Here is a 5,789-nt window from a genome sequence, read left to right on the forward strand (position 1 = left end):
CTATTAGGAACAAAATTGTACTCAGGGCGGCAGCTGTCATAAATAAGCAGACACCATATATAAAAAATAGCGGAGCGGCGGCTTAAAAAGATAAAATTTATTTGTTAAAGTCATAACAATCCAAAACAATCATCCAACGGATTGATATTGTTGAACCAATTTATTAAAATGTCCCGGTCTATTAGATATAATGTTTGAGAAAATACGATTATATTTACCATGGTGGTATTTATTTTAGCTAATTATATATAGCAATCCCTGCTATATTAAACCACCGCCAATTTTCCCCTTATTTGGGACGCTTCTGAAATAAATATATAAAATATTAATTTTAACAACCAGATATTAATCATAATAATTATATCAAATAATTTTATTCAAAAATTATTTGATATAATTATTTTATATAATTTAGTATTAAATTATAATCTATACTGAAAGGCTTGTTATAGTAAAATAGCTGACTAATTATAAATATATCTTTATTGATGAAAAAATTAATTCATGTAGACGGTTTGGTAATTGGTAGATTTTCTTTTCATGGATTTATTGTAGACAAAGAAAATAATCGATTGGCTTATTCCATTTTTGTCAATGATATAGATGAACCCTTAGTAGAATTTGAAGCGGATGAGAAAAGAAATGTTAGAATAGGGATTAACTATAATGTACTTAATTTTATTAAGGAAAATAAGACTGCAGATAAAAATCTTCGAAAAGCATATTTTAAGGAATTTTATAATTTTATCATCGCCAGCGAGAAGAAAGCTTCTTATATGGTTTTTAAAAATCAGAAACTAAATTACGTAAAGAAATCCTCCGAGATAATCGAACTTAAAAAAATTTATATTGAATCTTAGAACAATATAAGCGAAATCAGATTTAGAAATATTTTAATTTTTCTTAAAATATAATCTATTAATCTTTATAATTTTTATTAACATTACGCAAAATTAAAATCTACTTACGAAAGAAACTTAAAGATGAAGATTAGCCGATTTTGGAGTGCTGTAGCATTGTTACTTTTATCTATTACAACTGTCAAAGGACAACAAAAACCAAACATTGTTATTATTATTTCTGACGACCATGCTTATCAATCTATTGGCGCATATGGTTCTAAATATGGTAAAACACCAAATATTGACCGTATAGCAAATGAAGGTGCGGTTTTTGAAAATATGTATGTCAACAATTCTATTTGCGGACCTGCACGTGCCACTTTGTTGACAGGAAAGTATAGTCACAAGAATGGTTTTAAGGATAATGAAACATCCAATTTTGATTTCAATCAAAATCTTTTTGTAAAAGACTTGCAAAAATCAGGGTATAATACAGCATGGATAGGTAAGATTCACTTAGGACATCAATTGCAAGGATTTGACTACTATGATATTTTGGTGGGGCAAGGTCATTATTTTAATCCTGATTTTATTTCTAAAGAAGGTAGAAAAAGGGAAGAAGGCTATGTTTCCGACTTGGTGACATCAAAAGCGTTGAATTGGATGGATCAAGTGAAAAATGGCCCTTTTTGTATCGTTATCGGTCATAAAGCAACACATAGAACCTGGATGCCAGATCCGCAAGATTTTGGCAAATATGATAAAGTGAATTTTGAAACTCCCGAAACCTTATTTGATGATTATGCAACAAGAACGGCTGCAGCTAGTCAGGAAATGACTATTGCGAAGCATATGGATATGGGTTACGACCTGAAAATGTTTCCCAATAAAGAAGCGATGTTTGTAGATGGAAATTTCACACGCATGAATGCAGAGCAAAAGAAAGCTTATATGGATTATTACCTTCCAATATATGAGGAGTTAGAAAAATCCAAGCTAAAAGGTGCTGATCTAACGAAGTGGAAGTACCAAAGATACATGACAGATTATCGGAATACAGCGGAATCTATGGATAGAAATATTGGTGAGGTGTTGGATTATATTGATAAATCGGGTTTGAAAGATAATACGATTGTTATTTATTTGTCCGATCAAGGATTCTATATGGGAGAGCATGGTTGGTATGACAAACGATTTATGTATGAAGAATCTTTCCGTACACCTATGGTGATGCGTTATCCAAAATTAATCAAGCCGAATACGCATATCAACTCGCAAGCAATCAATGTGGATATCGCACCAACTTTATTGGATCTTGCAGGAGTAGAATTACGTGATGACTTTCAGGGCAAATCCTTTAAATCCATTTTATCACACCCTTCTAAAACACATAGGGAGAATATTTATTATCATTATTTTGAAAATGGGGAACATGCTGTAAGCCCTCATTTTGGCGTGAAAGATAAGCGCTATAAACTAATTCGCTTTTATAAACGTCATAACGCATGGGAACTTTTTGATTTGGAAAAAGATCCCAAAGAGCTTAAAAATGTTTACAACGATAAAGCATATCGTAAGATAGTTGCTAAAATGAAAAAGAAACTTCTTCAAGAAATAAATACGTTTGACGATAAAGAAGCTTTAGCAATTTACGAACAGTCTATCGATTAATCATTTAAGAGTATTGGAAATTAAATACATATCAGTATTTTAGTGTTATGATCAATTTAAACGAATATTTTGAGGGAGCCGTAAAATCATTGGCTTATGAAAATGGTGGAAAGTCCACCGTTGGTGTTATCGATATTGGGGAATTTCAGTTTGGGACTTCTACTCCTGAAACTATGGTTATCATAGAAGGAGAGATGAAAGTATTGCTTCCGGGTAATACGGAATGGAAAGTCTACAGTGCAGGACAAAAATTTGAAGTCGCTGCTAACTCATCTTTTAAAGTTCGTGTTGAGACACCTACTTCTTATTTATGTAAATACAAGTAACGTTTACCATATTATAATAAAAAGTTCGGTTTTATTACTATAAATAAGGCCGAACTTTTTTTGACCAGTTTTCCTCGCTTAAACCCTTAAGTGTATAAATTTTTTATGGAAAACCTGTTCAATTTTACGGATGCGCAACTGCTCAAGGAGTGGTTGAAATCAAATTCCTACCAACAAATTTTATCCACGTTTGATGTAATAGCTGTAGGATTAGAAGGCTTCGAAATTCTTATGGAACTTAAAGCTTTTTATCCAAACTTGCAAGTAGGGTATTTCTACCATAGTACTTTAGATCAGCTTTCTGATGTTCATGGGAATTCAGTTTTAGCGAATTTTACATTTATCCCATTGGATATGGAAGTGAAGTGCTATAGTGGTGATTATTATCTCATCAAGTATTTGAATAAGGATGTTGTACTCGAAACATTAAAATATCTTTCCGATAATGTCTTGATAATAGGTTCTATGGCGGATCCTATACTCATACGGCTTTTAGAATTTTATTCCTTCAATCAAAAGAATTTGCTTTTGCGAAGACCTATGTATTTCGAAACTTCTTCACTACGTGGTAATATTAATAAATACTTACATTTTTCAGTTTTACCTGCAAACGTGCGAGTAATTGATGCCGTAAAAATTAATCGTTCCCTACTAAAACTAGATGGTCAGGTTACGATGTTTAAATTGCATCAGGAAATTTATAAGCATTGGTTTGCACATATTAAGCTTTTCCTAGACTTGCAAGAGAACGAAAATTGGGATTTACCAAGGGTAAGGTTGGAAGCTGCTACTTACTAAATATTCTCCCCCTGTAATACATTTGTGACGTATTACAGGGGATATTTTTCGAAAGGATTTGGTATTTTACGGTTTCCCGTATTGATAAAAGAAGATAATTATCGACTTTTACATTAACTACCAATGAAAGCTAAGGAGAATATGATTCAGTTTCTAATTGAAAATAATTTTGATTTTTCAGAATTTAAAATTATTCGTGAAGAGCGTAAATATATGCTTTATAAGGTTCATAATATGATACTAAAAGTGTATAATAAAGAAAATCCAATAGAAGAAAATGATGAGGAAGTCAAAAGAGAACTTTTCATCGAGGATTTTCAGCGCCTAAAGCGAGGTTGATGTAGATGGTTAAATTTTATTTAAACAGATTTAGTAGTTTATTTATCATACTTTCAGGCAATTCTACATATAAGTCATCTTTCCTCGATTCTAGCCTATTGATACGAATCGCATTGTTTTGTCCTTTTGTCCCTTTGTCATCAATTAAATTAAAACTATGTCTATGAAATGGGCAAATTATTTTACCCTCTTCGCACCAACCATCAGCTAAATTCGCGCCGGCATGTGGGCACTTATAAGAAGTCGCATGCCATTCTCCTTGATGATAAATAAGGCAAAATTTCTGTCCACCCAATTGCAGCAATTGGACAGGAGTTTTAGTTCTTATTGCTGAGGAAGGTATTTTGTGCCATTTCATAATATTAAAGATAGGGAATCCAATTTGAGATTCACCAAACCACATCTGGAATTGTTCTTCACTAGAAACAAGAAAGCTCAATCATTGGATTGAGCTTTTCTTGTTTTCTTTGTGGAGTCGGAGGCTCTTTTTATAAGTATTTATAAGGTTTTTTATGAATTCATTTTTATTTTTAACTATCTGGTTATCAATGGTTAATTTATTTTATATATTTTTTTATGTTATTAGGTATTCTTAAAAATTGGGTGTAAATTTGGGTGTGGATTAGAACTAACACCCAAAAATGATTATCAAACGTAACATAATATTCAGTCTTGAAAAAAGAAAAAAGAATGGTCTTGAAATAGTAGAGAATCTGCCAATTCGAGTTCGTATCATATATGCTGGTGAACGTCTTGATTTATCTACTGGGTATCGTGTGGATTTAACTAACTGGGATGAAGGTAAGCAAAGAGTGAAGCCTTCTACAACTAATAAATTAAAACAAGCAGCAAGTGAAATTAATGCTTCATTAACTAAAATAGAAAGCATAATTCAAGATATCTTCAAAGTATATGAGGTAAAGGAAGAAATTCCGTCTTTGTCAATTCTTAAAGAGGATATAAACGCAAAAATTAAGATTCAGACTCCAATTGTTGAAAATAAAACCACCAAAATAAATTTCTTTGAAACCTTCAATCAATTTTTAAGAGAATGCGCAAAAGAGGATAATTGGACAATTAGTACAATTAAAAAGTATACAAGCTTGCGTAATAATTTGGAAAAATTTGATCGTTTATATTTTCATACATCAATTCTAGCAACTTTTCTACGATATATAGAATATGGTAATTATCCTACTATGTTGATTTATATAGAAAAAGGAATAGTAAAATGGTACAAAAACTCTTCAGATTTTCCATTTAAATGGATTCCCAAAGATTTTAAGCTACCTGTTTATACTGTTGCAGGGGACTTATATTATAATAACGTTAGTGATGAAATTTCTCAGAAAGTGGACGCTGTAGAATGGTTTAGTGAAGACTTTGAGATTCATAATAAAAAAAAATGGAAGCTTTGGGAGCAATGTTATAGAGTTTCAGATAATGGGATTGTAAGTTGTTTATGGACATCGTAATCAAAACACCCAAAACTGGGTGTGGTTTTGGGTGTGGTTTTTGTAAGTTGCTGAATTACAAGTGTTTTTTGTGGAGTCGGAGGCTCTTTTTTTATGGTTTTTTAAAGATTATTACGCACTTAATAAAAAGCATAAACAACTGTAAATCAGTGTAAAAATATCATTTAAGATTTTTATGAGTTTTTAGGTATTCTGAAAAATTGGGTGTAAATTTTGAGGGCACTGAAAAAGTTTCTATTTTTTTAAGAGACTTAAAAAAATGACTGAGTATAGTATTAAGCTTACTCAGTCATTTTTGTTTTAGGGATTTCTGGAAGATTGTTTATTAGTTGTCCTTA

The 5,789-nt window shown here is 31.4% G+C and carries 7 protein-coding genes; 6 read left to right on the plus strand and 1 reads right to left on the minus strand.

Annotation, left to right across the window (positions count from 1 at the left end):
* The first annotated feature begins 488 nt into the window (after positions 1-488).
* From H8B04_RS16640 to H8B04_RS16660, 5 genes are all read left to right on the plus strand, one after another.
* The gene (locus H8B04_RS16640; RefSeq protein WP_165290798.1) at positions 489-860 is read left to right on the plus strand and encodes a hypothetical protein; all 372 of its coding nucleotides are present in this window, start codon (positions 489-491) and stop codon (positions 858-860) included.
* A gap of 123 nt (positions 861-983) precedes the next feature.
* Entirely contained in the window at positions 984-2,513 is a 1,530-nt protein-coding gene (locus tag H8B04_RS16645; RefSeq protein WP_190303048.1) for a sulfatase family protein, read from the plus strand.
* Positions 2,514-2,560: 47 nt separating this feature from the next.
* Positions 2,561-2,839 carry a pyrimidine/purine nucleoside phosphorylase gene (ppnP, locus tag H8B04_RS16650; protein ID WP_165290796.1) on the plus strand — a complete coding sequence of 93 codons (279 nt, stop codon included), beginning with the start codon at positions 2,561-2,563 and terminating at the stop codon, positions 2,837-2,839.
* Between the two features lie 105 nt (positions 2,840-2,944).
* Positions 2,945-3,637 (plus strand): hypothetical protein, encoded by a 693-nt coding sequence (locus H8B04_RS16655; protein ID WP_165290795.1) that lies wholly within the window; start codon positions 2,945-2,947, stop codon positions 3,635-3,637.
* 123 nt (positions 3,638-3,760) lie between these two features.
* Entirely contained in the window at positions 3,761-3,976 is a 216-nt protein-coding gene (locus tag H8B04_RS16660; RefSeq protein WP_165290794.1) for a hypothetical protein, read from the plus strand.
* A 16-nt stretch (positions 3,977-3,992) separates the two neighbouring features.
* Here the strand turns inward: H8B04_RS16660 and H8B04_RS16665 are convergent, their stop codons facing one another.
* Positions 3,993-4,334, minus strand: coding sequence for a Rieske (2Fe-2S) protein (locus H8B04_RS16665; protein WP_165290793.1), 342 nt, complete (start codon positions 4,332-4,334; stop codon positions 3,993-3,995).
* A 283-nt stretch (positions 4,335-4,617) separates the two neighbouring features.
* On the opposite strand from H8B04_RS16665, the gene H8B04_RS16670 reads away from it, so the two are divergent.
* Entirely contained in the window at positions 4,618-5,451 is an 834-nt protein-coding gene (locus H8B04_RS16670) for an Arm DNA-binding domain-containing protein (protein ID WP_190303050.1), read from the plus strand.
* The last annotated feature ends 338 nt before the right edge of the window (positions 5,452-5,789 follow it).

This window comes from Sphingobacterium litopenaei, assembly GCF_014692495.1.
In the GTDB taxonomy this organism is placed as follows: domain Bacteria; phylum Bacteroidota; class Bacteroidia; order Sphingobacteriales; family Sphingobacteriaceae; genus Sphingobacterium; species Sphingobacterium litopenaei.

Coding starts and splice junctions, on each gene's coding strand:
- H8B04_RS16640 (WP_165290798.1), top strand. CDS start 489: ATGAAAAAATTAATTCATGTAGACGGTTTGGTAATTGGTAGATTTTCT.
- H8B04_RS16645 (WP_190303048.1), top strand. CDS start 984: ATGAAGATTAGCCGATTTTGGAGTGCTGTAGCATTGTTACTTTTATCT.
- ppnP (WP_165290796.1), top strand. CDS start 2,561: ATGATCAATTTAAACGAATATTTTGAGGGAGCCGTAAAATCATTGGCT.
- H8B04_RS16655 (WP_165290795.1), top strand. CDS start 2,945: ATGGAAAACCTGTTCAATTTTACGGATGCGCAACTGCTCAAGGAGTGG.
- H8B04_RS16660 (WP_165290794.1), top strand. CDS start 3,761: ATGAAAGCTAAGGAGAATATGATTCAGTTTCTAATTGAAAATAATTTT.
- H8B04_RS16665 (WP_165290793.1), bottom strand. CDS start 4,334: ATGAAATGGCACAAAATACCTTCCTCAGCAATAAGAACTAAAACTCCT.
- H8B04_RS16670 (WP_190303050.1), top strand. CDS start 4,618: ATGATTATCAAACGTAACATAATATTCAGTCTTGAAAAAAGAAAAAAG.